We start from the raw sequence: 25,165 nt of genomic DNA, 5'->3' as shown, positions 1-25,165 counted from the left end.
GTCATCGGCGACCTCCCCGGCATTTCGGCACCACGCGTTACACACGGAACACCCAAAACACACCGAACACCCAGAACACAGCGAACGCACAGAACACACGGAACACACCGGCACCACAAGGAGAATTCCATGACTGCCACGTCTGCCACCCCCGACGCAGCCGCCGCCTCCGACGCCGCCACCACGTCGGCGACCGGCTCCTGTTGCACGGCCGAGGGCTCGTGCCACACGGGCGGCGGCGCCGCGCAGGCCGGCGAGGTGACCACCACGTACAAGGTCACCGGCATGACCTGCGGCCACTGCGAAGGTGCCGTGTCCTCCGAGATCGACGAGATCGCGGGGGTGACCTCGGTGCAGGCGGTCGCGGCCACCGGGCTGGTGACCGTCACCTCCGCCGCCCCGCTCGACGACGAGGCCGTGCGCGCGGCCGTGGACGAGGCCGGTTACGAGCTCGTGGGCCGGGCCTGACCTGCAATGTCAGGTTCCCTCGCACAGGCGCAGGTCGAGCTCGCCATCGGCGGGATGACCTGCGCCTCGTGCGCCGCGCGCGTCGAGAAGAAGCTCAACCGCATGGACGGCGTCGCCGCCACCGTCAACTACGCGACGGAGAAGGCGAAGATCTCGTACGGGGACGGGGTATCGGTCGAGGCCCTGATCGCCACGGTGGAGAAGACCGGCTATACGGCACAGCGGCCCGCGCCCCCGAAGCCCGAGCCGGCCACGGCGCCGCCGGGCGGGCCGTCCGGCGAGGCCGCGGACGGCGGTGCGGATCTGGCGGCGCTCCGGCAGCGGCTGTCGGTCTGCGCCGTGCTGTCCGTGCCCGTGATCGTGTTGGCGATGGTGCCCGCGCTGCAGTTCACCAACTGGCAGTGGCTGTCCCTGACTCTCGCCGCCCCGGTGGTCGCCTGGGGCGGCTATCCCTTCCACCGCGCCGCCTGGGCCAATCTGCGGCACGGCGCCGCCACGATGGACACGCTGATCTCTCTGGGGACGCTGGCCGCCTTCGGCTGGTCGCTGTGGGCGCTGTTCTTCGGCGACGCGGGCATGCCCGGTATGCGGCACGGTTTCGACCTCACCATTGCCTCCACGGCCGGGTCCTCGGAGATCTATCTGGAGGCCGCGGCCGGTGTGACCACCTTTCTGCTGCTGGGCCGCTATCTGGAGGCCCGCTCGAAGCGGAAGGCGGGGGCCGCGCTGCGTGCGCTGCTGGAGCTGGGCGCCAAAGACGTGGCCGTACTGCGGGATGGGCGGGAAGTGCGCGTGCCGGTGGGTGAGCTGGCGGTCGGGGACCGGTTCGTCGTACGGCCCGGGGAGACCGTCGCCACCGACGGGCGGGTGGTGGCGGGCAGCTCCGCGGTGGACGCGTCCATGCTGACCGGCGAATCGGTGCCGACGGATGTGTCCCCGGGGGATGCCGTCACCGGGGCGACGGTGAACACCTCGGGCCGCCTGGAGGTCGAGGCCACCCGGGTCGGCGGCGACACCCAGCTGGCGCGGATGGCGCGGCTGGTGCAGGACGCGCAAAGCGGCAAGGCGGCGGTGCAGCGGCTCGCCGACCGGATCTCGGCGGTGTTCGTCCCGGTGGTGCTGCTGATCGCGGTGGGCACGCCGGCCGGCCGGCTGCTGGCGGGCGGCGATGCCACCGCCTCGTTCACCGCCGCGGTGGCGGTGCTGATCATCGCCTGCCCGTGCGCCCTGGGGCTCGCCACCCCGACGGCCCTGATGGTGGGCACCGGGCGCGGCGCCCAGCTGGGCATTCTGATCAAGGGCCCGGAAGTGCTGGAGTCGACCCGCCGGGTGGACACCGTCGTGCTGGACAAGACCGGCACGGTCACCAGCGGGCGGATGCGGCTCCGGGAGGCCGTGGCGGCCGACGGGGTCGCCCAGGACGAGCTGCTGCGGCTGGCCGGGGCGCTGGAGCACGCCTCGGAGCACCCGGTGGCGCGGGCGATCGCGGAGGGCGCGGCGGAGCGGGTGGGCGCGCTGCCCGCCGTGGAGGATTTTGTGAGTGTGCCGGGGCTGGGCGTGCATGGGGTGGTGGCCGGCCATCGGGTGCTGGCGGGCCGGGCGCGGCTGGCCGAGCGGGCCGGGGTGGCACTTCCGGCGGAGCTGCGGGCGGCGCTGGCGGCGGCCGAGGCCGCGGGCCGTACCGCTGTGGTGGTGGCGTGGGACGGCGGGGCGCGCGGGGTTCTGGCGGTCGCCGACGCGGTCAAGCCCGGCAGCGCCGAGGCGGTGCGTGAGCTGCGTGCGCTGGGCCTCACGCCGATCCTGCTGACCGGTGACAACAAGGCCGTCGCGGAGGCGGTTGCGGCCGAGGTGGGCATCGGCGAGGTGATCGCCGAGGTGCTGCCTCAGGACAAGGTGGCGGTCGTCCGGCGGCTGCGTGCGGCGGGCCGTACGGTGGCGATGGTGGGCGACGGCGTCAATGACGCGGCGGCGCTGGCCACCGCCGATCTGGGGCTGGCCATGGGCACCGGCACCGATGCGGCCATCGAGGCCGGGGACCTCACGCTCGTACGGGGGGATCTGCGGGTTGCGGCGGATGCCATCCGGCTGGCCCGTGCCACGCTCGCCACGATCAAGGGAAATCTGTTCTGGGCGTTCGGCTACAACGTGGCCGCGCTGCCGCTGGCGGCGGCCGGCCTGCTGAATCCGATGATCGCGGGCGCCGCGATGGCCTTTTCGTCGGTCTTCGTGGTCACCAACAGTCTGCGGCTACGAACTTTCACATAGCTCACACAACTGACACAACACCCATACGCGAACGCGTCGATCTCCAGCTCGTACCCCTTGACCGCATTCGCCCTTTATGGCAAGAGACCCAGATCACACTCATGGGAACGTAACCATTGAGGGGGGTCGTGAGTCTAACCGGGCAGTGCAAGCACCCCGGCGGGGACTTGCACCGCACAAGCCGTGCGGATCTTGGGGGATCCTGTCCGGCTACGCGTGGCCGGGGCGACGTGCCCGGGGAGCTTTGAGCGGCCCTCCCGAATGTGCGCGTCCCGGCAGATCGCGGTGCTACCCGGAACGCCCGGACGGATCCCGTGGGGGGAATCCGACCCGGGACATGGGAAGCGCCCCGCGCTCTGGACCCGTGGGGGGATCCGGAGGCGGGGCGCTTTCGTTTCCGCGCGCGGGGCCTGCCGTCAGGGCGCGGCGGTCAGCGCTCCTCGACCGGCACGAAGTCGCGCTCGACGACACCGGTGTAGATCTGCCGCGGGCGGCCGATACGGGAGCCGGGCTCCTTGATCATCTCGTGCCACTGGGCGATCCAGCCGGGCAGCCGGCCGAGCGCGAAGAGCACCGTGAACATCTCGGTCGGGAAGCCCATGGCCCGGTAGATCAGGCCGGTGTAGAAGTCGACGTTCGGGTAGAGCTTGCGCTCGACGAAGTAGTCGTCGGAGAGCGCGTGCTCCTCCAGCTTGAGGGCGATGTCCAGCAGCTCGTCGGACTTGCCCAGCGCCGAGAGGACGTCGTGCGCCGCCGCCTTGATGATCTTCGCCCGGGGGTCGAAGTTCTTGTAGACGCGGTGCCCGAAGCCCATGAGCTTCACGCCGTCTTCCTTGTTCTTCACCTTGCGGATGAAGGAGTCGACGTCGCCGCCGTCACGCTGGATGCCCTCGAGCATCTCCAGCACGGACTGGTTGGCGCCGCCGTGCAGGGGGCCCCACAGGGCGTTGATACCGGCCGAGATCGAGGCGAAGAGGTTCGCCTGCGAGGAACCGACCAGACGGACCGTGGAGGTCGAGCAGTTCTGCTCGTGGTCCGCGTGCAGGATCAGCAGCTTGTCCAGGGCGCCGACCACGACCGGGTCGAGGTCGTACGCGGCGGCGGGCACCGAGAAGGTCATCCGCAGGAAGTTCTCGACGTACCCGAGGTCATTGCTCGGGTAGACGACCGGGTGGCCGACCGACTTCTTGTAGGCGTAGGCCGCAATCGTCGGGAGCTTGGCCAGCAGCCGGATCGTGGAGATGTGGCGCTGCCGCTCGTCGAACGGGTTGTGGCTGTCCTGGTAGAAGGTCGACAGCGCGCTGACCACCGACGACAGCATGGCCATCGGGTGGGCGTCCCGGGGGAAGCCGTCGTAGAAACGCTTGACGTCCTCGTGGAGCAGGGTGTGGTAAGTGATGTCCTGCTTGAACGTCGCCAGCTCATCAACGGTGGGCAGCTCACCGTTGATCAGGAGATACGCGGTCTCGACGAACGTGCTGCGCTCTGCGAGCTGCTCGATCGGATACCCGCGGTAACGAAGAATTCCCTGTTCACCATCGAGATAGGTGATCGCGGATTTGTATGCCGCGGTGTTGCCATAACCGGAATCCAGGGTCACCAGACCGGTCTGGGCGCGCAGCTTCGAGATGTCGAAGCCCTTGTCGCCGACACTGCTGTCGACGACCGGGTAGCTGTATTCGCCGTCCCCGTAACGCAGTACTACAGAGTTGTCGCTCACGTCATCCCTCACCGACGTTGTGCCTCTTCTTCGAGGTGCCCTGACTGCCTATACCTTCCCCCATTTGGACCTTGGATGTGCACTCGGGGTCGGCCATAGGGCCCTATCGCGGCACTCAGTGCCGCGTTGACGTCCATCCTGCTCCCCTTCGCCCCGATTGGGAAAGAGGAGTGACATCACATCGCACGAGCGAGCCGGTGATCGAGCGCCGTACACCGCCGACCGGCGGATACGGTGCGCACGGCCTGCCCCAGGGCCTTCCGGGAGCCGACCAGCACCACCAAGCGTTTTGCCCGGGTCACGGCGGTATACAGCAGATTGCGCTGCAGCATCATCCAGGCTCCGGTCGTGACCGGAATCACCACCGCTGGATACTCACTACCCTGCGAGCGGTGGATCGTCACGGCATAGGCGTGTGCCAATTCGTCCAGTTCATCGAAGTCATAGGGGACCTCCTCGTCCTCGTCGGTGCGCACGGTCAGCCGCTGGTCGTCGGTGCTGAGATCCGTGACCACGCCCACCGTGCCGTTGAAGACGCCGTTGCGGCCCTTGTCATAGTTGTTTCTGATCTGGGTGACCTTGTCGCCCACCCGGAAGACCCGGCCGCCGAACCGGCGCTCGGGCAGATCGGGGCGGGCCGGGGTGACGGCCTGCTGGAGCAGGCCGTTCAGCGCGCCCGCGCCGGCCGGGCCGCGGTGCATCGGGGCCAGCACCTGGACATCCCGCCGAGGGTCGAGGCCGAACTTCGCCGGGATCCGGCGGGCGGCGACATCGACGGTGAGCCGCCCGGCCTCCTCGGTGTCCTCCTCGGCGAACAGGAAGAAGTCCTTCAGGCCGGTCGTCAGCGGCGGCACGCCGGAGTTGATGCGATGCGCGTTGGTCACCACCCCGGACTCCTGGGCCTGGCGGAAGATCCTGGTCAGCCGTACGGACGGCACGGGGCCCGACTCGGCGAGCAGATCCCGCAGCACCTCCCCCGCGCCCACCGACGGCAGCTGGTCGACATCCCCGACCAGCAGCAAGTGGGCGCCCGGCGGTACCGCCTTGATGAGCTTGTTGGCCAGCAGCAGATCCAGCATCGACGCCTCGTCGACGACCACCAGATCGGCGTCCAGCGGCCGGTCCGCGTCATAGGCGGCGTCCCCGCCGGGCTTGAGCTCCAGGAGGCGGTGGACGGTGGACGCCTCGGCCCCGGTGAGCTCCGAGAGCCGCTTGGCCGCCCGGCCGGTGGGCGCCGCCAGCACCACCTTGGCCTTCTTGGCGCGGGCCAGCTCCACCACCGAGCGCACCGTGAAGGACTTGCCGCAACCGGGCCCGCCGGTCAGCACCGCCACCTTCTGCGTCAGCGCGAGGCGCACCGCCGCCTGCTGCTCCGGCGCCAGCTCGGCGCCCGTCCGCCGCGCGAGCCACGCCAGCGCCTTGTCCCAGACCACGTCCCCGAACGCGGGCATCCGGTCCTCGTCAGTGCGCAGCAGCCGGGTCAGCCGGCCGGCGAGCGAGATCTCGGCGCGGTGGAACGGCACCAGATAGACGGCCGTGACCGGCTCGCCGTCCTTGCCCGGCACCTGTTCGCGGACCACGCCCTCCGGGTCCTGGGCCAGCTCCCCCAGGCAGTCGATGACCAGGCCGGTGTCCACCTGGAGCAGCTTGACCGCGTCCGCGATGAGCTGTTCCTCGGGCAGGAAGCAGTGGCCCTGGTCCGTCGACTGCGACAGGGCGTACTGCAGGCCCGCCTTGACCCGGTCCGGGCTGTCCTGCGCAATGCCCACGGCCTGCGCGATCCGGTCGGCCGTCAGGAAGCCGATGCCCCACACATCCGCGGCCAGGCGGTAGGGCTGGTTGCGGACGACGGAGATGGAGGCGTCGCCGTACTTCTTGTAGATCCGCACCGCGATGGACGTCGAGACGCCGACGCCCTGGAGGAAGACCATCACCTCCTTGATGGCCTTCTGTTCCTCCCATGCCGCGCCGATCATCTTCGTCCGCTTGGGGCCGAGGCCCGGCACCTCGATCAGGCGCTGGGGCCGCTCCTCGATGACGTCCAGGGTGTCGGTGCCGAAGTGCTCGACGATGCGGTCGGCGATCCGCGGGCCGATGCCCTTGATGAGCCCGGAGCCCAGATAGCGGCGGATGCCCTGGATTGTGGCCGGAAGGACGGTTTGGTAGTTGTCGACATGGAACTGCTTGCCGAACTGCGGATGGGAGCCCCACCGCCCCTCCATGCGCAGCGACTCCCCCGGCTGCGCGCCGAGCAACGCCCCGACAACGGTGAGGAGATCGCCCCCGCCACGGCCGGTGTCGACCCGCGCGACCGTGTAGCCGTTCTCCTCATTGGCGTAGGTGATCCGCTCGAGGACCCCTTCCACCACCGACCCGTTGACCATGCCCCGACCGTACCGCCGGGGTCTGACAGCGCGTCGGTGAAGGCGGGTCCTGCGATGCGATCGAGGGGCCCGCCTGATGGACGGACCCCTCGATTCCCCCCCCCTTCTCGCCGGCCTCCGGATTCCCCCCGGATTCCTCCCCCGTGGAGACCGACGCCTGCTATGACCTCCGTAAGCCGTCAACGGTTGCGCTTCCGCTGGGTTATTTCTCGGCTACTGCACGTGCCGCCCCGGCGCACGCCGGCGCTCACCCGACGTGCGCCGAGAAACGGTCCACGATCTCGGCCAGCACCGCCGCCCCGTCCCGTTGCCACAGCGCCGGGCTGAAGATCTCCACCTCGATGGGCCCCTGGTAGCCGGCCGCGTCCACCCGCTCGCGGAACCACCGCAGATCCACCGATCCGTCACCGAGCTGCCCGCGCCCCAGGAGGACGCCCTCGGGCAACGGGGTGACCCAGTCGGCCAGCTGGAAGGCGGCGATCCGTGATCCGCCCCCGCCGGCGCCGCCCGCGCGGGCGATTCCCGCGCCGACCGTGTCGTCCCACCAGAGGTGGTAGGTGTCCACCACCACCCCCACCTGGCCGGCGGGGAAGCGTTCGGCGAGGTCGAGAGCCTGGGCGAGCGTGGAGACCACGCAGCGGTCCGCGGCGTACATCGGGTGCAGCGGTTCGAGGGCCAGCCGTACGCCCCGCTCGGCGGCGTACGGCGCCAACTCCGCGAGCGCGTCCGCGATCCGCTCCCGGGCGCCGGACAGGTCGCGGCTGCCGGGCGGCAGTCCGCCGGAGACCAGGACCAGGGTGGCGGTGCCCAGGGCCGCGGCTTCCTCGATGGCGGCCCGGTTGTCCTCCAGGGCGGCCGCGCGCTCCCGGGGATCCTCGGCGGTGAAGAACCCACCCCGGCACAGGCTGGTGACCTCGAGGCCGGCATCACGGACGAGCCGGGCGGCCGCGGCCACCCCGTATTGCTGTACCGGCGCGCGCCACAGGCCCACGCCCCGCACGCCCGCCCGCGCACACCCGTCCGTGAGTTCCGGGAGGGACCACTGTCTGACGGTCTCCTGATTGAGGCTCAGCCGGGAGAGCAGGCCGTTGTCCCTCACGCGTCCTCCATCCCGTACACCGCGAGCAGTTTGCCCATCCGGGCCGCGGCGCGTTCCCGGTCGGGGAACAGGCCCAGTCCGTCGGCCAGTTGGTACGCACGGCGCAGGTGCGGCAGCGAACGGGCCGACTGGAGGCCGCCGACCATGCTGAAGTGCGTCTGGTGCCCGGCGAGCCAGGCGAGCAGGACCACGCCGGTCTTGTAGTAGCGGGTGGGCGCCTGGAAGAGGTGCCGGGAGAGGGCGACGGTCGGGTCCAGGACGGCCCGGAAGCCCGCCCGGTCCCCGCTGTCCAGGAGGCGTACGGCCTCGGCGGCCAGTGGGGCCAGCGGGTCGAAGATGCCCAGCAGGGCGTCGCTGAAGCCGTGGTCGTCGCCCGCGATCAGCTCCGGGTAGTGGAAGTCGTCGCCGGTGTAGCAGCGCACGGGTTCCGGCAGGCCGCGGCGCAGCCGTACCTCCCGGTCGGCGTCCAGGAGGGAGACCTTGACGCCGTCCACCTTGTGGGGATGCCCGGCGACGACCGAGAGGAAGGTGTCCGTGGCGGCGTCGAGGTCCGTGCTGCCCCAGTAGCCCGCCAGTGCCGGGTCGAACATCGGGCCGAGCCAGTGGAGGATGACCGGGCCGGTGGCCTGGCGCAGCAGGTGTCCGTAGAGCTCCAGGTAGTCGTCGGGCCCGGTGGCGGCCGCGGCGAGCTGCCGGGACGCCATCAGGACCGGTCGGCCGCCGGCGTCCTCGACGAGCCCGAGCTGTTCCTCGTACGCGACCCGCACCTCCGCCAAAGAGGCGCCGCGGGGCGGGAGTTGGTCGGTGCCGGCGCCGCAGGCCAGCAGGCCGCCGACGGCGCGCGCCTCGGCGGCCGAGCGGCGGATCAGCTCGGCGGCGGCCGGCCAGTCCAGGCCCATTCCGCGCTGCGCGGTGTCCATCGCCTCGGCCACACCCAGACCCTGCGACCACAGGTGGCGGCGGAAGGCGAGGGTGGCGTCCCAGTCGAGGGCGGCGGGGCCGTCGGGGGTGGTGTCGGCGTGGGGGTCGGGGACGACGTGGGCGGCGGCGAAGACGGTGCGGGAGCGGGGCCGGGCGGCGGTCACCGGGGCAACTCCGGAACGTTCAGGCGGCGTCCCTCGGCCGACGACTTCAGGCCGAGTTCGGCGAGCTGGACGCCCCGGGCGCCCGCCGCCAGGTCCCAGTGCCAGGGCTCGTCGCGTACGACATGCCGCAGGAACAGCTCCCACTGGGCCTTGAAGGCGTTGTCGAACTCGGCGTTGTCGGGCACCTCTTGCCACTGTTCGCGGAACCGTTCGGCCGTCGGGATGTCCGGATTCCAGACCGGTTTGGGGGTTGCGGCGCGGTGCTGGATGCGGCAGCCGCGGAGCCCGGCGACGGCCGAGCCCTCGGTGCCGTCCACCTGGAACTCCACCAGTTCGTCGCGGTGCACCCGCACCGCCCAGGAGGAGTTGATCTGGGCGACGATCCCGTTGGCCAGCTCGAAGATGCCGTACGCGGCGTCGTCGGCGGTGGCGTCGTAGGGGGCGCCCGACTCGTCCCAGCGGCGCGGGAGGTGCGTGGTGATGTGCGCCTGCACGGTCCTGACCGGCCCGAACAGCTCGTGCAGGACGTACTCCCAGTGCGGGAACATATCGGCCGCGATGCCGCCGCCGTCCTCGGTGCGGTAGTTCCACGAGGGACGCTGCGCCTGCTGCCAGTCGCCCTCGAAGACCCAGTAGCCGAACTCGCCCCGTACGGACAGGATGCGGCCGAAGAAGCCGCCCTCCACCAGGCGGCGCAGCTTGCGCAGTCCGGGCAGGAAGAGCTTGTCTTGGACGACGCCGTGTTTGACGCCGGCGTCCCGGGCCGCTCGGGCCAGCTCCAGGGCGCCGGACAGGCCGGTGGCGGTGGGCTTCTCGACGTACAGATGCTTTCCGGCAGCAATCGCTTTCTTCACGGCCTCCTCGCGGGCGGCGGTGACCTGGGCGTCGAAGTAGATGTCGATGCTGTCGTCGGCGAGTACGGCGTCGAGGTCGCAGCTGAATTCCTGCAGGCCGTGCCGTTCGGCCAGGGCCCGCAGCTTGCGCTCGGAGCGGCCGACGAGCACCGGTTCGGGCCAGATCACCGTCCCGTCCGCGAGGGCGAGGCCGCCCTGGTCGCGCAGGGCGAGGAGGGAGCGGACCAGATGCTGGCGGTAGCCCATGCGTCCGGTCACGCCGTTCATGGCGATGCGTACGGTCGTGCGTGTCACGGTCCGGCCTCTCTCGCGCGGTGCGGGATGGGATGGCGGAGTGGGATGCGTGATGGCGTGATCGTGTGAAGGCGTGATGACGTAGCAAGCGCTTTCTATCGCGAGGGACGCTAGCCTGCGCGGCAGGACGCCAACAAGGGGGCGGGACCGAAGGGGTGGGAAATGAGGAGTGGGCGATGGCGGTGACGCTGGCGGATGTGGCGGCGCGCGCCCGCGTGTCGGCGGCGACCGTCTCGCGCGTGCTCAGCGGCAATTACCCGGTGGCCGAGAGCACCCGCGGCCGGGTGCTGCGCGCCGTCGAGGAGCTGGAGTACGTGGCCAACGGCCCGGCGAGCGCGCTGGCCGCGGCCAGCTCCGACCTGGTGGGCATCGTGGTGAACGACATCGCCGACCCGTTCTTCGGGATCATCGCGGGCGCCGTCCAGACGGAGCTGAGCGGCGCGGCCGGGCCCGGTGGCGAGAAGCTGGCCGTGGTGTGCAGCACGGGCGGCTCCCCCGAGCGCGAACTGACCTATCTCACCCTGCTGCAGCGGCAGCGGGCGGCCGCCGTCGTCCTGACCGGCAGCGTCTCCCAGGACGCCGGGCACAGGCGGGCGCTGGCCGCCAAGCTGACGCGGCTGGCCGGGGCGGGCACCCGGATCGTGCTCTGCGGCCGCCCGGCGGAGATGGCCCACGACGTCCCGGACACCGCCTCGCTCGCCACCCTGGCCTTCGACAACCGAGGCGGGGCACGGCAGCTGACGGTGCATCTGATCGGGCTCGGGCACCGCCGTATCGGCTGCGTGGCGGGTCCGGCCGGCCGTACCACCACCGCCGAACGCCTGGCGGGCCATCGCGCCGCGCTCGCCGCGCACGGCATCGAGGACGCGCCGCCGCGCACCGTCCACGGGGCCTACGACCGCGCCTCCGGCTACGACGCGGCACTGGAACTCCTGCGCCGGGATGCCGGCTTGACCGCCATCGTGGCGGCGAACGACACCGCCGCGCTGGGCGTCTGCGCGGCGCTGCGCGAACGGGGGCGGCGGATCCCGGAGGACGTGTCCGTCGCCGGTTTCGATGATCTCCCCTTCAGCGCGGACGCGGCGCCCGCGCTCACGACCGTCCGGCTGCCGCTGCAGGAGGCCGGGGCGCGGGCGGGCCGGCTGGCGATGGGGCGCGAGGCGCGGCCGCCGGGCGGGCTGGCGACGCTGCGTGCCGAATTGATGGTGCGCGAATCCACCTCCGTCGCGTATCCTTGACTCAGTCAAGGGTAGGTGGGGTTGGCAATGACGACCAAGACCAGGACCACGGCCGAGACGAATACGGCCGAGACGAACGCGGCCGGCACGACTGCGACCGATACGACGACCGGCACCGGAACGGCCGACTCGATGACGACCGGGCAGGCAACGCCGGCGACGGGCGATCCGGCCGTCCGTGAGCTGCGCAGATTCAACCGCTTCTACACCAACCTCATCGGCGCGCTGGACTACGGCCGGGCGCTGTACACCCCGTACACCCTCACCGAGGCCCGGGTGCTGTACGAGCTCGCCCACCACGAGCGGGTGGACGCCGCGGACCTCCGCTCGTCGCTCTCGCTCGATGCGGGCTATCTCAGCCGGCTGCTCGGCAAGTTCGAGGACCGCGAGCTGATCACGCGGAGCAGGTCGGAGCGGGACCCGCGCCGCCAGCGCATCACGCTGACCGAGGGCGGCCAGGAGGCGGCCGGGCTGCTGGAGGAGCGCTCACAGGACGCCGCCGGGTCGCTGCTGCGGCGGCTCCCCGAGGGGGACCGGGCGCGCCTGGCCGCCTCGATGCGGACGATCCGCACGCTGCTCGACGACCCCGCGGCGCCCACGGCCCCCGCCGGCCCGGCCCCCGAGGTCACGCTGCGTACCAGCCGGCCCGGCGACCTCGGCTGGATGGTGGAGCGCAACGCCGCCCTCTATGCCGCCGAGTACGGCTTCGATCTGAGCTATGAGGCGCTGGTGGCCCGGATCGTCGCGGAGTACGCCGAGGGCTTCGACCCGCGGTGGGACCGCAGCTGGATAGCGGAGCTGGGCGGCGCGGAGGTTCCCCCGGACGAAGAGCGGCGCAGAGTGGGCGCCGTGATGTGTGTGCGGGACGGGCGCCCCGGGGTGGCCCGGCTGCGGCTGCTGCTGGTCGAGCCCGGCGCACGGGGGCACGGCGTGGGCCGCCGGCTCGTCGACGCCTGTGTGGGGTTCGCCCGCGAGGCCGGGTACGGCGAGATGGTGCTGTGGACCAACTCCGTGCTCAGTGCGGCCCGGAGCATCTATCAGCGGGTCGGATTCGAGCTGGTCGGCGAGTCGGAACACCACAGTTTCGGGCAGGACCTGATAGGCCAGGACTGGCGTCTGGTGCTGTGACGCCGGGGACGCGGCGGGCGGCGGTGCGAGGGGCGGCATGGTGAGCGATGCGGGCGGTGCGGTGCGGTTCGCGTTCTCGACGCTCGGGGTGCCCGGGATGCCGGTGGCCGAGGTGCTGCGGCTGGCGTCGGCCACCGGGTATCAGGGCGTGGAGCTGCGCGCCCACCCCGAGGAACCGGTGCACCCGCTGCTGGGGATGCGGGAACGGGCCGCGGTGCGGCGGCAGTTCGCGGACGCCGGGGTGGCGATCCTGGCCGTCGCGGGCTATCCGAAGGTCGCCGCCGCCCGTGATGCGGCGGGCGAGGAGGAGCTGGCGCAGGAGCTGACCGAACTGGTCCTGCTCGCCGCCGATCTGGGGGCGCCGTACGTCCGGGTCTTTCCCGGTGGCGGCGACCGCCCGGCGGCCGTCGCGGACGCGGATGCCGCGCGCCGGCTGGCGGCGGTGGCGCCGCTCGCCGCCGGCCGGGGCGTCCGCATCCTGCTGGAGACCCATGACTCGCACCGTACGGGCGCGGCAGCCGCCCGGGTTCTGGAGCGTGTCGGGCACCCGGGGGCCGGGGCGCTGTGGGATGTGCTGCACAGCTGGCTCGGCGGCGAGCGGCCCGCCGACACCCATGCCGCGCTCGCGCCGCATCTGGGCTATGTCCAGGTCAAGGACGTCGCCTCGGCCCAGGACACCACGCCCCTTCCGCTCGGTGCCGGGCGCCTGCCGCTCGCGGAGGCCCTGGCCACGCTCACGAGCGGCACCGGTGGCGGCGCCGGCGGCTGGCTCTGCTGGGAGTACGAGAAGCGCTGGTACCCCGGGGCGGCCGGGCTCCCCGCCCTCCTCGCCCCGGGCCGCGCCCACCTTCAGCGCCTCCTCGGCGCCGACCCGGCTCCCTGACCCGGCGCCCCGCGCCCGGCCGGCCCTCACCCGTCCGGGCGTCCCCCGTCCGCACCCCTCACACATCTGCCTCCGCCCCGCAAACCCTGGGCGCCACCACGTTCCGAGTCATTGACCGGCAATAGTTTTCCGGCTATCCGTGTCTCCTTGGAAGTTTCCTTCACTTCGCCGAGGAAGCCCTCCGGAAGGAGCGCACATGCACTCCAGACGTACCGTCCTGACCACCGCCGCGGCCGCCACGGCCGCCGCCTGTGCCACCGCCGCCGCGCCCGCGCAGGCGTCCGGCGCCGCCATCGGGCGCCGGCCGTCCTCCCCCGCCTCCGGAGCGCCCACCCCGGACGCGCAGGCCCGGCTACGCCGGCTCATCTCCCGTATGACGCCGGAGGAGAAGGTCGGCCAGCTCTTCGTGATGCGCTTCTACGGGCACTCCGCGACCGACCCCGACCCGGCCGATGCCGCCGCCAACCAGCAGGAGATCGGCGTCGCCAACGGCGCTGAGCTGATCGCCAAGTACCACGTCGGCGGCATCATCTACTTCGGCTGGGCGCACAACACCCGCGAGCCGCACCAGATCGCCGACCTCTCCAACGGCATCCAGAAGGCCGGCGCCGCCCAGCGCGTCCCCGTACCGCTGCTGATCGCCACGGACCAGGAACACGGCATAGTGGCGCGGATCGGCGCGCCCGCCACGCTCTTCCCCGGCGCGATGGCGCTCGGCGCGGCGGGCTCGCGCGACGACGCCCGTACGGCGGCCCGGATCGCGGGCGAGGAGCTGTATGCGATGGGTATCCGGCAGGACTACGCGCCCGACGCGGACGTCAATGTCAACGCCGCCAACCCCGTCATCGGCGTACGGTCCTTCGGCGCCGACCCGCAGGCCGTGGCACGGCTGGTCGCCGCGGAGGTGGCGGGCTATCAGGGCGCCGGCGTCGCGGCCTGCGCCAAGCACTTCCCCGGCCACGGCGACACCGACACCGACAGCCATATCGGGCTGCCGTACATCCATCACACCGCCGAGGAGTGGGAGCGGCTGGACGCGCCGCCGTTCAAGGCCGCCATCGCCGCGGGCATCGATTCGATCATGACGGCGCATATCGTCGTCCCCGCCTTCGACCCGAGTGAGGACCCGGCCACGCTCTCGCGCCCGATCCTCACCGGCATCCTGCGCGAACGTCTGGGCTACAACGGTGTGGTGGTGACGGATTCGCTCGGCATGGAGGGCGTACGGGTGAAGTACGGCGACGCCCGTGCGCCGGTGCTTGCCCTCAAGGCCGGTGTCGACCAGCTCCTCAACCCGCCGGACCTCGCCGTCGCGCACGCCGCCGTCGTCAAGGCGCTGCAGGAGGGCGAGCTGGCCGAGCCCGATATCGACGCCAAGCTGCTGCGCATCCTGCTGCTGAAGGAGCGGCGCGGGCTGTTCGCCGACCCGTACACCACGCACCAGGCGGTGGACCGGGTGGTCGGCGTCCGTCCTCATCTGGACACCGCGGACCGTATCGCCGACCGGACCACGACCCTGCTGCGCAATGAGGGCGGGGTGCTGCCGCTGTCCCGGCGCCGGGAGCGCAACGTGCTGGTGGTGGGGGTGGACGCGGCCGCACCGTCGGGCACCGGAGGCCCGCCGACGACGGTCCTGGCGACCGCCCTCGGCGAGCTGGGCTTCACGGCTTCGATGCTCTCCACGGGCCTGACGCCGACGCAGACGCTGATCGACCAGGCAGTGGCGGCCCTGCGTGAACGGGACGCGGCCGTCGTGGCCACCTACAACGTCACCGCGGACTCGGCGCAGCGGCAGCTGGTCGCCGCGCTGCTGGCCACCGGGAAGCCGGTGGTGCAGCTGGCCGTCCGCAATCCGTACGACATCGCGCAGCTGGACGGGATCAAGGCGGGCCTGGCGAGCTATTCCTGGACGGATGTGGAGCTGCGGGCCGCGGTGCGGGTCATCGCGGGCCGGCGGAAGCCGACGGGCAGGCTTCCGGTTCCGGTGATGCGGGCGGACGCCCCGAACACGGCGCTGTACCCGATAGGGCACGGGCTGACGTACTGACGGGCGGACACAGGGAAATGGCGCGCTCCCGTGCGGGGAGCGCGCCATTTCGCACTTCATGCCCTGCTGACTGCCCTGCTGATTTTCCTTCTTACGGCCTTACGGCCTTACGGCCTTACGGCCTTACGGCTGCAGCATCGGCATCCGGCGGATTTCCTGCCGGTCCAGCTTCTTGTCGTACGGGGCCTGTGCGGTGGGCTTGCCGCCCGGGACCCGGACGCCCGCCCAGTCGAGCAGTTCGGCGGTGGCCTTGGTCCGGTCGGCGTCCTTCAGCTTGGCGATATTCGAGCCGTGATTGCCGCCGGGCACGGTGAACACATACGAATTCCGGGCGCCCTTGCCGAGCTCGAAGTGTTCCGAACTCCATGGGTCGTACTGGCCGTTGACGAACATCATCCGGTTCGCGTGATGGCGCACCCAGCGGTCGACGTCGGGCATCGCGCGCTTGTCGAAACGCATCGGGATGTCCTTCGGCACGAACGACCGGGAATTGTTGATGCCCGGGTACTTCAGCAGGCCCTCCAGCTGCGGATAGCCGTAGCCGGGCTCCCCGAGCTGGGTGCCCGCCTGGTAGTAGTACGGCGTGTACGACTCCATGCCCTGGTCGGTGTAGCTCGCGAAGCCGCCGACCTCGTCCATCCACTTCCACAGCCCGTCCGTGGAGACGGTGGGCTTGGGCACCTTGGCGCAGGCGGTCTCGGCCGGCTGGTACTGCCAGAACCCGAACACCAGGTCCGTGACCATGACTTCATAGGCCCGGTCGGCGCTGCCCACGGTCTTGAAGGTCTGCTTCTCCTTCTCCGCCCAGACCTGGAATCGCTTGACCATTTCCTCGCGACGGACCAGCGCCTCCCGCTCGATGGCGGCGAGGTCGGCGCGGCACTGTGCGGTGCCGACGGTCGTGAAGAACCGGTCGTACGCGGAGTCTTCGTCGTTCTTGACGTCATTGGGCGCGACATAGGCAACGGTGCCGTTCATGTCGTGCGGGAAAAAGCGGCGGTAGTACGTGGCGGTCATGCCGCCCTTGCTGCCGCCGGTGGCGATCCAGTTCTTACGGTAGATGCGGTGCAGTGCGGTGAAAATGCGGTGCTGGTCGGTGGCCGCCTGCCGGATGTCCAGCTTCTTCCAGTCCGTGGGCTGGGGCCGCGACGGCGTGAAGTACCGGTATTCCAGGGATACTTGATTGCCGTCGATGATTTTAGTGGGTTCACTGCGGGTCGGTGCGGTGTTGACGTTGTAACCCGAGGTGAAGAAGACCGTCGGGCGGTCCACCGATTTGTGCAGCAGGGTCAGCCGCTGCTGGAAGGTCCCCTTGGCGGGGTGCCGGTGGTCGATCGGCTGGGTGTAATTGAGGACGAAATAGCGATAGCCGTCTACCGGCTTCTCCTCGATAAGGCTCATCCCCGGAATCGCGAGAATCCGGTCCTTGATGTCCTTGTCCTCGTTGACGGTTGTGCTCTTCGGCTCGGCGGCGGTGGCCGCTCCTGCCGTCACGCCGCCGACTCCTGCCGTGCCTATGAGCACGACGAGCGACAGCAGCCATCTGAAGGCCTTGCGCATGCACCCTCCCCTTGGGATAGCAAAGGTCGGGCTGAACTTATCGGCGCAACGGGGCCACCACCAGCCCCCTTTGTCCGCTCATGGGTGAGCGGACAAAGGGGGGAGGCTCAGACCGCTACCGATTCCTCCTCGCCGGTGAAGGAGCGCCACAGCTCGGCATACCGGCCGTCGCGGGCCAGGAGCTGGGCGTGCGTGCCGTCCTCGGCGACCCGGCCCTGGTCCATCACCACGACGCGGTCGGCGCGAGCCGCGGTGGTCAGCCGGTGGGCGACGACCAGTGTTGTACGGCGGCCGACGAGGCGGTCGGTGGCCTGATTGACGACGGCCTCGGTGGCGAGGTCGAGGGCGGCGGTGGCCTCGTCCAGCAACAGCACGTCGGGGTCGACGAGTTCGGCGCGGGCCAGGGCGAGCAGCTGGCGCTGGCCGGCGGAGAGGTTACGGCCGCGTTCGGCGACCTCGTGGAGGTAGCCGCCGTCGAGCGTGGCGATCATGGCGTGCGCGCCGACGGCACGGGCGGCGGCCTCCACCTCGGCGTCGGTGGCGGCCGGGCGGCCGTAGGCGATGGCGTCGCGGACCGTACCGGGGAAGAGGTACGGCTCCTGGGGGACGACGCCGAGCCGGCGGCGGTAGCCGGTCAGGTCCAGTTCGCGCAGGTCGGTGCCGTCCACGCGGACGGCGCCCGAGGAGGGGTCGTAGAACCGTGCGACCAGTTTGACGAGGGTGGACTTGCCCGCGCCCGTCTCGCCGACGAAGGCCACGGTCTGGCCTGCGGGAATGGTCAGGTCTATGCCTGCCAGCGCCGGCTCGGCCTGGTCATCGTGGGTGCCGTAGCGGAAGTGCACGCCGTCGAAGGCGATGTCGCCGCGGAGCGCGGGCACCTCGCGCGGCCGCTCGGCGGCCGGGGTGGTGGTCGGCTCGCGCAGCAGCTCCTGTATGCGGCCGAGCGAGACGGAGGCCTGCTGGTAGCCGTCGAAGACCTGGGAGAGCTGCTGTACGGGGGCGAAGAACAGGTCTATGTAGAGCAGGTAGGCGACCAGCGCACCGGCGGTGAGCGTGTGGGAGCCGACCCGGTCGGCGCCCACGATCAGCACCAGGGCCGCGGCCACGGACGACAGCAGCTGGACGAACGGGAAGTAGACGGATATCAGGAACTGGCCGCGGACCCGGGCCTTGCGGTAGTCGGCGCTGCGGGCGGCGAACCGCTCGGCGCCGCGCCCCTCGCGCCGGAAGGCCTGGACGATGCGCAGTCCGGCGACGCTCTCCTGGAGGTCGCCGTTGACGACGCTGATCCGCTCGCGGGCGAGTTCGTAGGCCTTCACGCTCTGCTTGCGGAAGAAGTACGTGCCGATGATCAGCGGCGGGAGGGTCGCGAAGACGACCAGGGCCAGCTGGATGTCGATGGCGAGCAGGGCGACGAGTATGCCGAAGAAGGTGAGCAGCGAGACGACGGCGGTGACCAGGCCGGTCTGGAGGAAGGTGGACAGGGCGTCCACGTCCGTGGTCATCCGGGTCATGATCTTGCCGGTCAGCTCGCGCTCGTAGTAGTCGAGGCCGAGGCGCTGGAGCTGGGCGAAGATCTTGAGGCGGAGGGAGTAGAGGACCCGCTCGCCGGTGCGTCCGGTCATCCGGTTGGAGCCGATCTGGGCGGCCCACTGGGCGAGCACGACGACCAGGGCGATGGCCGCGGCCGTCCAGACGCCGGCCAGCGCGCCGCGGCGGACGCCCTCGTCGATGCCCTGGCGGATCAGGATCGGGACGAGCAGTCCGGCGAGGGCGTCGACCGCGACCAGTGCCAGGGCGATGAGCAGCGGCCCGCCGAAGCCGTGCAGCAGCCTGCGCAGACCGTAGGAGCGCTCGGGGCGCACGGCCAGGTCCTCGTCGATGTCCGGCAGGTCGGTGGCCGGCGGCAGCGCGTCGACCTTCGCGAGCAGTTCCGGTGTCGCGGGCATTCCGGCCAGCGCGGCACCGATGCCGGGCCCGCCTGCCGCGGCCGCCGCAGGCGCGGGACCGGCGGTACCCGCCTCGGTGTCCCGTTCCCGGCGGACCCACAGCTCGGGGGTGACGGTCCCGGCCGCCGCCCTGGTGCGGGCGGTCTCGCCGTCGGGCGTGGCGCGCTCGGCGGGGTCCGCCGCGACTTCGTCGGCCTCGAGCTCGTCCACTCCCAGCGCGTCCGCTTCGAATTTCAGCAGGCCGGTGGCCGCGTACTCGCCGTTGAAGGCGCCGGCCAGCTCGCCCGCCGGATCGTGCGCGACGTCGCCCAGCTCATCCGGGTCGGTCAGCAGCCTGCGGTAGAGCGGACAGCGGAGCTCCAGCTCTTCCTGGGTGCCGATGTCGACCAGCCGCCCGTCGTCGAGGACGGCGACCCGGTCGGCGAGCGCCAGGGTGGAGGCGCGGTGCGCGATGAGCAGGGTGGTTCGGCCCGCCATGACACCGCGCAGCGCCTCGTGTATCTCGTGCTCCACGCGGGCGTCGACGGCCGAGGTCGCGTCGTCCAGGACCAGCAGCCGGGGGTCGGTGAGGATGGCACGGGCCAGGGCGACGCGCTGACGCTGGCCGCCGGAGAGGGTCAGGCCCTGCTCGCCGACCTTGGTGTCATAGCCGTCGGGCAGGGCGGAGATGAATCCGTCGGCCTGGGCGGCGCGGGCGGCGGCGCGTACCTGTTCGTCGGTGGCGTCCGGGTGACCGTAGGCGATGTTGTCGCGTACGGAGTCGGAGAAGAGGAAGCTGCTCTCGGGGACGAGGCCGATGGCGGCCCGCAGCGATTCCAGGGTCAGATCGCGTACGTCATGGCCGCCGACCAGGACCCGGCCCGCGGAGACGTCGTAGAAGCGGGGAAGCAGCAGGGAGACGGTGGACTTGCCGCTGCCGGAGGTCCCGACGACGGCGACCGTCTCACCGGCTTCGATGCGCAGCGAGAAGTCGTCGAGGACGGGCCGGAAGGCGGGGGCGGCCGACCCGTCCGGGGTGGCGTCGCCGGCGTCGCTCCCGCTGTCCGTGTTCTCGGCGTTCTCCGTGTTCTCCGCGTGTGGCGCGTTCTCGGCGGGCAGCGCGTTCTCCGTGTGCGGCGGCGCGTTCTCCGTGTGCGGCGGTGCGTAGCCGAACGTCACCGCGTCGAATTCGACGGTGGCCGGGGCGTCGGCGGGCAGCTCCTGCGCCTGTGGGCGCTCCTTGATCGACGGCTCGGTGTCGATCAGCTCGTAGACCCGCTCCACACCCGCGCGTGCCTGCTGGCCGACGGTCAGCATCATCGCCAGCATCCGGACCGGGCCGACGAGCTGTGCGAGATAGGTGGAGAAGGCGACGAAGGTGCCGAGGGTGACCTGCCCCTGGGTGGCCATCCAGCCGCCGAGGGCCAGCATCGCGACCTGGCCGAGCGCCGGTACGGCCTGCAGGGCGGGGGTGTAGCGCGCGTTGAGACGGACCGTCCGCAGCCGGCCGGCGAACAGCCTGCGGCTGACCTCGCGCAGCTTGCCGGTCTCCTGCTCCTCCTGGCCGAAGCCCTTCACCACGCGGACGCCGGTGACCGCGCCGTCCACGACACCGGCCACCGCGGCCGCCTGGCCCTGGGCGTACCAGGTGGCGGGGAAGAGCCGGACGCGGCTGCGCTGGGCGATGTACCAAAGGGCCGGGGCGACGGCCAGCGCGACGACGGTGAGCAGCGGCGACAGAATCATCATCACGACGAGCGAGATCAGGAAGAGCATGACGTTCCCGATCATCATCGGGACCATGAACAGCAGGCCCTGAATCAGCTGAAGGTCGCTGGTGGCACGGCCGACGACCTGGCCGGTGCTGAGCTCGTCCTGCCGCCGGCCGTCGAGCCGTGCGATGGCGGCGAACATTCTCGTCCGCAGATCGTGCTGGGCGTCGAGGGCGAGGCGGCCGCCGTAGAAACGGCGGATATAGGTGAGGACGTAGACCACGATCGCGGCGACGACGAGCAGCGTCGCCCAGGGCATCAGCGACCGGTCGTGCTTGACGATCACATCGTCGATGATCAGCTTCGGGACGAGCGGGACCAGCGCCATCACGGCCATCCCGGCGAGCGAGGCGCCGAGCGCCAGCAGCACATCCTTTTTGTACTGCCAGCAGTCGCGCATCAGCCGCCGCGCCCAGCCCCGTTGTTCCGCATCCGTCCCCGCCACCCGATGCCTCCCGCATCTCGACCTGTACCACCCCTCACCAACAGCGCCCGCAGCGGATTTCATCCCGCTGCAACAATCCGGGCCGGGAATGGGGGATGTCCCTGGTCCGGCGTCAGGGGTGCCTCAGGGTCGGATGCGGGTCATCCCCGATGGTCTCGGGACCTCGCGTCGGTCACGCTGAGTGACATGAAGCAAACGATTCGCAGTCGTCTCACGGTGGCACTCGCGGGTGGTGGTGCCGCAGTGGCCTTGATCGCCGGGACGACCACGCCCGCCGCGGCCGCCGCGCCGCCCGCCCCGCGCCTCTCCCCTCTCTCCGCATCACCGTCCGGCCCATCCCACTCACCGTCCCACTCACCGTCCGGCTCACCATCCGACTTGCCATCCGGCCCGTTCGACTTCCGGGAGTGCCCCGCGCTGCCGCCCGGCGCCGACGCCGCGAAGTGGCGATGCGAGGTCTTCGTCATGAAGAGCAGCCTCACGGTCGGCGCGCTGGACGTCCCCTCGCTCGCCCCCATGACCGCCACGAACGCCGAAGGCCCGCTGCCGGACGGCAGCCGGGGCCAGGTCTTCGGCGGGCTGCGCGCCGCGCCGACGCCGGTGGGCGGGCGGCTGCGCATACAGCCGCAGTACGCGGGCCACTCCGATTTCTACGGAGACGGTGTGCACAGAGGCGCACTCGATCTGAAGTTCCGCCTGGTGCATCCGCTGCTCGGCGAGCGCTGCACGATAGGTGCCGATACCGACCCGGTGAAGCTCCGGTTCCTCCAGGACGGCGCCACTCGGTGGGTCTCCAAGGAACCGCCGCTCCTGACGTTCGCGATCCACGACTCCTCGTTCGCCGCACCGCGCTCCCACGGCTGCGGCCCGCTGGGCAAGCTGCTGGACAAGCGGCTCGGTCTGCCCACGCCCGCGGGCGTGAACGAGATATCCGCGACCGCCGCCTACACCTTCCGCTCATACGCCCAGCTGCTGGTGGGCCGGGGCCTTTAGGCCTACGGGTCGCCCACGGCAGTCCTGCGGACGGTCAGCTCCGAGATTCCCGGGAGCTTGTGCGACGTCGCGCCGCCGGATCCGGCCTTGTCGCCATGCATCACGATGCGGACGTAGCGGGCCGGGGTCCGCCCCGCGTAGCCCGTTCCCGTCCAGTGTCTGCCGTCCTGCGAGACCTGTGCGACGTAGGACTTCGGGCGGGTTGCGGTCCAGTGCGGGGTGATCTGGCCGACGGTGGTGATCCGGCCGAGGTCGACGGTGAGGGTGGCGTTGCGGGTGCCGGGGGTCCAGGCGGTGGTGGCATTGCCGTCCACGGCTGCGGCTGCGTACAGGCCGGGCTGTTCGGAGGTCGCCCTGACGGTGGCGCAGCGGGCGGCGTTGGTGGTGGCGGCCAGGTCGGGCCGGCGGGTCTTGAGCACCGCGGGCAGGCCCCGGCTCACCACCTTCTCGCCCTCCGGCGTCGCGATCCGCATCGGCGCTCCGGCGGTCAGCCGCACGGTGGTGTGGTGCGCGCCGATCGCGATCTCGTACGTCCGTCCCTGCCAGCGCAGGCCGCGCAGGGCGACGCCGTCGGACAGCTGCGGCGGCAGCGTCGGGTCCAGGCGCAGGTGGTCCTCCGCCGGCCGCAGGCCCGTCAGCCCGTAGGTGAAGGTCTGCAGGAAGCCGCCCTTGCCGGTGAGGAAGTCCTGCGCGGGACGGCCGGCGTGCGGGTCGTCGGTGCCCGCCTTGTCGCCGCGCGCCTCGGAGAACTGCGCGAACGGTCCGCGGACGAAGGGTTTGATGGCGCGCAGCAGGTAGGTGTACGTCGCGCAGCCGGGTTCGCCGATGCCGGCGGCGTCGATGGCGTGCACCGAGTCCGTCATGGCCGGGCCGTCCGGGTCGGTGTGCGCGGCGTAGTAGTCCAGGGTGCTCGCCGCCTGCCGTTGCGACATGGGCCATTGCAACGGGTACATCAGCAGGACGGTGTCGGCCTGTTTGATGGTGGTGCCCCGGTAGCCGGCGTACTGCTGGAAGACCCTGTTCTTCGCGTCGTAGGGGATCCGCAGGGTGTCGGCGATGGCCGTCCAGGAGGCCGGGGCGTGTTTGCCGAGGAGGGCGGCGGCACGGGTGGCGTGGCGCAGTGCGGTGGCGGCGCCCGCGTTGGTGAAGACGCCGTCGTCGACGCCGTTGCTGTATTCGTCGGGTCCGGCGACGTTCTTGACGGAGTAGCTGCCGTCGGCGTTACGGGTGGCTCGCGAGGCCCAGAATTCGGCGATGCCCTTGAGGACCGGCCAGCCGCGGGACCTCAGCCAGGCAGTGTCCTTGGTGGCCAGGTAGTACTGCCAGGCGGCGAGGGAGATATCGCCCATGAGGTGGTTCTGGGTCCGGCAGTGCGGCGGGTCCCAGCTGTGGCACTCGGTGTACAGGTCGCCCTTGCTGCCGCTGGTCCAGGGGTAGAAGAGGCCGTCGTAGCCGAGTTTCCTGGCGTTGGCGCGGGCGGCGGCCCGGGTTCGGTAGCGGTAGTCGACGATCGACCTCGCGAGCGCGGGGTGGCCGGCCAAAAGGGAGGGGTACATCCAGGTCTCTGCGTCCCAGAAGATCTCGCCGGCGTAGTTGTCGCTGGTCAGGCCGGTGGGGCCGATGCTGTTGCCGCTTCCGGCACGGGTGCTGGAGAGCAGTCCGTACTGCGCGGACCGCACCCAGGACTGCAGGTCGCGCTGTCCCTTCACCTCGATGTCGGAGCGCCACAGCCGCCGCCAGGCCGCCGCGTGCCGCGCGAACAGGTCGTCCCAGCCGCGGCTCGCGGCGCGGCGGGACGCGGCGTTCGCGGCGGCGCGCGGGGAGCGGGAGGTCAGGGCGGTGTCCACGCCGACGTACTTGGTCAGCTCGTACGGGCGGCCGCTGCGTACGGGGAAGGTGATCTTCTGCCGGCTGGTGAGCGAGCCGGCCGAGGGGCTCGCCTGGGCCCGCGCGTGGAGGGGGCGGCCGGGGCGCAGCGTGGATGCCACCGCGCCGTCGGTCTGCGTGCCGTCCGTACGGAAGGCGACATCCATGGTGCCGCCGTTTCGGGAGCCGTGTCCGGCCGTCTGGTGGGCGGGCGCCATCCGGCGGGCGCCGCGGCCGTCGAGGACGTCGGTGACGGTGGCCGCGCCGCTCCAGTGCGGCGTCATCCGCAGCCGGACGGCGCCGGTGTGCCCGTCATCGCGGTCGGCCAGGACGTCGTAGACCAGGTCGGTGGTGCGGCCGTCGGCGGCCGTCCAGGTCAGCGAGGTCCGCACGAAGCCGCAGCGCAGGGAGAGGGTCTGGCGGTAGTGGGAGATCCGGCCGGGGGCGGTGGCGGCGGAGAAGGTGTCGGGGTGCGCGCCGCCGGTGGTCACGTTCAGCGTGGTCCAGGTGGGGATCGCGGCGATGGCCTGGCGGCCGGCGACGTTCTTCGGCCCCTTGGCGTACAGCCCGGAGACGAAGGACCCGTCGTAGGCGGGGGTCTTGAGCGGCCAGCCGGTCGCGCCGCCGGGGGCCGCGTATCCGGTGCCGTTGGGCGGTACCCGCTGCCCGAGGTAGCCGTTGCCGACGAAGGCGTGGTGGGTGTCCTGGGGATCGATCCGGGTGGCGGTGGCCGTCCAGCCGGCGCCCGCGCAGCCGCCGGACGGTGACCTGGACGCGTCGGCCCTCGCGACCGGCTCCGGAGCCGCGGCCGCGACCCGGCCCAGGTCCCGGTCCGGGACGGAGGCCGACGCGGGCGCCAGCACCGCAACCACCGCTCCGGCGAGCAGCGGGGCGACGAGTTTGCGTGTCCGCCGGGCCGTGGTCCGCGGCGAGCGTCGCCGCGCCGGTGCCTGCGAGGAACGGTGCACGGGGGGTGGGGAGTGATCCATGGTTCTCCGTCGTACGTGCGCGGCAGCCCGTACCCCATGCTGCGGCACGAACGCCCGGGACACCGCTCGGACGTCGCGAAGTCCCGGACCCGATGCCCGCGCGGTGGCGCCCTCGGGCGCCGCCGTGACGCGGTGATGACAGGCCGC

The 25,165-nt window shown here is 71.5% G+C and carries 15 protein-coding genes; 7 read left to right on the top strand and 8 right to left on the bottom strand.

Translation table 11 applies throughout. The annotated features are described in order from the left end of the window. The first annotated feature begins 129 nt into the window (after positions 1–129). Positions 130–468: a heavy-metal-associated domain-containing protein gene (locus ACZ4S3_RS18645; RefSeq protein WP_467935045.1), complete on the top strand. Its 339-nt coding sequence runs from the start codon at positions 130–132 to the stop codon at positions 466–468. 6 nt (positions 469–474) lie between these two features. Continuing rightward, on the top strand, positions 475–2,733 hold the full coding sequence (locus ACZ4S3_RS18640; RefSeq protein WP_467935042.1) for a heavy metal translocating P-type ATPase: 2,259 nt from the start codon (positions 475–477) through the stop codon (positions 2,731–2,733). Positions 2,734–3,163: 430 nt separating this feature from the next. Here ACZ4S3_RS18640 and ACZ4S3_RS18635 read toward each other — a convergent pair whose 3' ends face one another. The 5 genes from ACZ4S3_RS18635 to ACZ4S3_RS18615 form a co-directional block, all read right to left on the bottom strand. Then, positions 3,164–4,453 (bottom strand): citrate synthase, encoded by a 1,290-nt coding sequence (locus tag ACZ4S3_RS18635; RefSeq protein ID WP_467935037.1) that lies wholly within the window; start codon positions 4,451–4,453, stop codon positions 3,164–3,166. Positions 4,454–4,629: 176 nt separating this feature from the next. Beyond that, positions 4,630–6,837 (bottom strand): SF1B family DNA helicase RecD2, encoded by a 2,208-nt coding sequence (gene recD2, locus ACZ4S3_RS18630; protein ID WP_467935033.1) that lies wholly within the window; start codon positions 6,835–6,837, stop codon positions 4,630–4,632. 247 nt (positions 6,838–7,084) lie between these two features. After that, a complete protein-coding gene (locus ACZ4S3_RS18625) occupies positions 7,085–7,936 on the bottom strand; it encodes a sugar phosphate isomerase/epimerase family protein (RefSeq protein ID WP_467935029.1) in 852 nt (283 codons plus the stop codon). Further along, the gene (locus ACZ4S3_RS18620) at positions 7,933–9,021 is read right to left on the bottom strand and encodes a dihydrodipicolinate synthase family protein (protein WP_467935025.1); all 1,089 of its coding nucleotides are present in this window, start codon (positions 9,019–9,021) and stop codon (positions 7,933–7,935) included. The genes ACZ4S3_RS18625 and ACZ4S3_RS18620 overlap by 4 nt, the downstream gene beginning before the upstream one ends. Continuing rightward, entirely contained in the window at positions 9,018–10,169 is a 1,152-nt protein-coding gene (locus ACZ4S3_RS18615) for a Gfo/Idh/MocA family protein (RefSeq protein WP_467935021.1), read from the bottom strand. The genes ACZ4S3_RS18620 and ACZ4S3_RS18615 overlap by 4 nt, the downstream gene beginning before the upstream one ends. A 176-nt stretch (positions 10,170–10,345) precedes the next feature. Here ACZ4S3_RS18615 and ACZ4S3_RS18610 point away from each other — a divergent pair, with 176 nt between their 5' ends. From ACZ4S3_RS18610 to ACZ4S3_RS18595, 4 genes are all read left to right on the top strand, one after another. After that, entirely contained in the window at positions 10,346–11,407 is a 1,062-nt protein-coding gene (locus tag ACZ4S3_RS18610) for a LacI family DNA-binding transcriptional regulator (RefSeq protein WP_467935017.1), read from the top strand. A gap of 132 nt (positions 11,408–11,539) precedes the next feature. After that, complete coding sequence (locus ACZ4S3_RS18605) at positions 11,540–12,535, top strand: bifunctional helix-turn-helix transcriptional regulator/GNAT family N-acetyltransferase (RefSeq protein WP_467935576.1); 996 nt, start codon at positions 11,540–11,542, stop codon at positions 12,533–12,535. A 37-nt stretch (positions 12,536–12,572) separates the two neighbouring features. Further along, positions 12,573–13,418: a sugar phosphate isomerase/epimerase family protein gene (locus tag ACZ4S3_RS18600; protein WP_467935012.1), complete on the top strand. Its 846-nt coding sequence runs from the start codon at positions 12,573–12,575 to the stop codon at positions 13,416–13,418. A 196-nt stretch (positions 13,419–13,614) separates the two neighbouring features. After that, complete coding sequence (locus ACZ4S3_RS18595) at positions 13,615–15,465, top strand: glycoside hydrolase family 3 protein (protein WP_467935008.1); 1,851 nt, start codon at positions 13,615–13,617, stop codon at positions 15,463–15,465. Positions 15,466–15,588: 123 nt separating this feature from the next. Here the strand turns inward: ACZ4S3_RS18595 and ACZ4S3_RS18590 are convergent, their stop codons facing one another. Continuing rightward, positions 15,589–17,025 (bottom strand): S28 family serine protease, encoded by a 1,437-nt coding sequence (locus ACZ4S3_RS18590; RefSeq protein ID WP_467935003.1) that lies wholly within the window; start codon positions 17,023–17,025, stop codon positions 15,589–15,591. Between the two features lie 107 nt (positions 17,026–17,132). Continuing rightward, complete coding sequence (locus tag ACZ4S3_RS18585; protein WP_467935571.1) at positions 17,133–21,125, bottom strand: ABC transporter ATP-binding protein; 3,993 nt, start codon at positions 21,123–21,125, stop codon at positions 17,133–17,135. A 510-nt stretch (positions 21,126–21,635) separates the two neighbouring features. On the opposite strand from ACZ4S3_RS18585, the gene ACZ4S3_RS18580 reads away from it, so the two are divergent. Continuing rightward, a complete protein-coding gene (locus ACZ4S3_RS18580; RefSeq protein WP_467934999.1) occupies positions 21,636–22,163 on the top strand; it encodes a hypothetical protein in 528 nt (175 codons plus the stop codon). 2 nt (positions 22,164–22,165) lie between these two features. Here ACZ4S3_RS18580 and ACZ4S3_RS18575 read toward each other — a convergent pair whose 3' ends face one another. Then, positions 22,166–25,018, bottom strand: a complete 2,853-nt coding sequence (locus tag ACZ4S3_RS18575) for a discoidin domain-containing protein (RefSeq protein WP_467934995.1) — start codon at positions 25,016–25,018, stop codon at positions 22,166–22,168. Positions 25,019–25,165: the final 147 nt, after the last annotated feature.

The organism is Streptomyces sp. NPDC028368 (assembly GCF_055565615.1).
Note: the sequence above shows the minus strand (reverse complement) of the source record. Positions and strands in the feature narration are given on the sequence as shown.

Excerpts from the sequence above, each read along its gene's own strand:
- ACZ4S3_RS18600 (WP_467935012.1), top strand. The coding sequence starts at position 12,573 with ATGGTGAGCGATGCGGGCGGTGCGGTGCGGTTCGCGTTCTCGACGCTC.
- ACZ4S3_RS18575 (WP_467934995.1), bottom strand. The coding sequence starts at position 25,018 with ATGGATCACTCCCCACCCCCCGTGCACCGTTCCTCGCAGGCACCGGCG.
- ACZ4S3_RS18580 (WP_467934999.1), top strand. The coding sequence starts at position 21,636 with ATGAAGAGCAGCCTCACGGTCGGCGCGCTGGACGTCCCCTCGCTCGCC.
- ACZ4S3_RS18585 (WP_467935571.1), bottom strand. The coding sequence starts at position 21,125 with ATGCGCGACTGCTGGCAGTACAAAAAGGATGTGCTGCTGGCGCTCGGC.
- ACZ4S3_RS18595 (WP_467935008.1), top strand. The coding sequence starts at position 13,615 with ATGCACTCCAGACGTACCGTCCTGACCACCGCCGCGGCCGCCACGGCC.
- ACZ4S3_RS18640 (WP_467935042.1), top strand. The coding sequence starts at position 475 with ATGTCAGGTTCCCTCGCACAGGCGCAGGTCGAGCTCGCCATCGGCGGG.
- ACZ4S3_RS18590 (WP_467935003.1), bottom strand. The coding sequence starts at position 17,025 with ATGCGCAAGGCCTTCAGATGGCTGCTGTCGCTCGTCGTGCTCATAGGC.
- ACZ4S3_RS18610 (WP_467935017.1), top strand. The coding sequence starts at position 10,346 with ATGGCGGTGACGCTGGCGGATGTGGCGGCGCGCGCCCGCGTGTCGGCG.
- ACZ4S3_RS18645 (WP_467935045.1), top strand. The coding sequence starts at position 130 with ATGACTGCCACGTCTGCCACCCCCGACGCAGCCGCCGCCTCCGACGCC.
- recD2 (WP_467935033.1), bottom strand. The coding sequence starts at position 6,837 with ATGGTCAACGGGTCGGTGGTGGAAGGGGTCCTCGAGCGGATCACCTAC.
- ACZ4S3_RS18605 (WP_467935576.1), top strand. The coding sequence starts at position 11,540 with ATGACGACCGGGCAGGCAACGCCGGCGACGGGCGATCCGGCCGTCCGT.